Raw genomic sequence first — 967 nt, forward strand, 5'->3', positions numbered from 1 at the left:
GGCCAGTCAGGCGATGCGCTCGCGAGCGGCCAGGCTGACCCCCATGTGCGAGCGGAGCCGGCGCAGCAGGCCCTGGACGAGCCGCGAGACCTGCATCTGGCTCACCCCGAGCCGTTCTCCGATCTCCTTCTGGGTCAGGCCCTCCACGAAGCGCAGCCGCACCAGCTCGCGGTCCGCGCCGTTCAGCTGGGCCAGCGCATCACGCAGGGTGAGCCGGTCCGGCACCGAGTCGAGCTCGCGATGCCGGGTGGGCAGCTGCTCGCCCAGGGACGGCACGTCACCATCGGCGTAGGTCAGGTCGAGCGAGAGCAGGTGGAAGTTCTGCTCGGCCCGCAGACACTCGGCGAGCTCGCGCACCGGCACGCCGAGCTCGCCCGCCAGGTCAGCCGGGCGAGGGCTGGTGCCGTGGTCGTGCTCCCACTGCTCACGCACGGCGCGGACGCGCGGGCTCAGCTCCTGGAGCCGCCGCGGTGGCCGGACGGTCCAGCCGTGGTCCCGGAAGTACCGCTTGACCTCGCCGCTGATGGTCGGCAGGGCGAAGCGGATGAAGGAGGAGTCCGCCGACGGGCGGTAGCGCCTGATCGAGACGACGAGGCCGAGCCGGGCGACCTGGACCAGGTCCTCGTAGGGGACGCCCCGTCCTGCGTAGCGCGCCGCCCTGCGGTCGCAGACGTCGAGGTGCAGCGCGACGAGTTGCTCCTCGATGCGCGACGCCTCGGCGCCGTCGCGGGTCGTCCGGAGTCGGTGGAAGAGCTCTTCGGTGTGCTCGTGACGGGCTTCGATGGTGCGGAGGTTCGTGGTGGAGGGTCGTGCCATGACTCATCTCCAGGTTCCTGTGATGACCCATTCGGCTCGGGGTGTGAACCGTGATGCGAAGCGATGTCTCCACGATTCAGGGCGGCCGGTCCCGGGTGCCGTACGAGAAGCGAACACTTCGGTGCGGGTGACTGCATGCGAAACGAAGCTC

General features: G+C 70.3%; 1 protein-coding gene. It reads right to left on the reverse strand.

Annotated elements, in window-relative coordinates:
* Positions 1 to 6: 6 nt before the first annotated feature.
* The gene (locus N864_RS22670; RefSeq protein WP_051518953.1) at positions 7 to 816 is read right to left on the reverse strand and encodes a sigma-70 family RNA polymerase sigma factor; all 810 of its coding nucleotides are present in this window, start codon (positions 814 to 816) and stop codon (positions 7 to 9) included.
* Positions 817 to 967 lie beyond the last annotated feature (151 nt).

The sequence above is a fragment of the Intrasporangium chromatireducens Q5-1 genome (assembly GCF_000576575.1).
Taxonomy (GTDB): domain Bacteria; phylum Actinomycetota; class Actinomycetes; order Actinomycetales; family Dermatophilaceae; genus Intrasporangium_A; species Intrasporangium_A chromatireducens.

Coding starts and splice junctions, on each gene's coding strand:
- N864_RS22670 (WP_051518953.1), bottom strand. CDS start 816: ATGGCACGACCCTCCACCACGAACCTCCGCACCATCGAAGCCCGTCAC.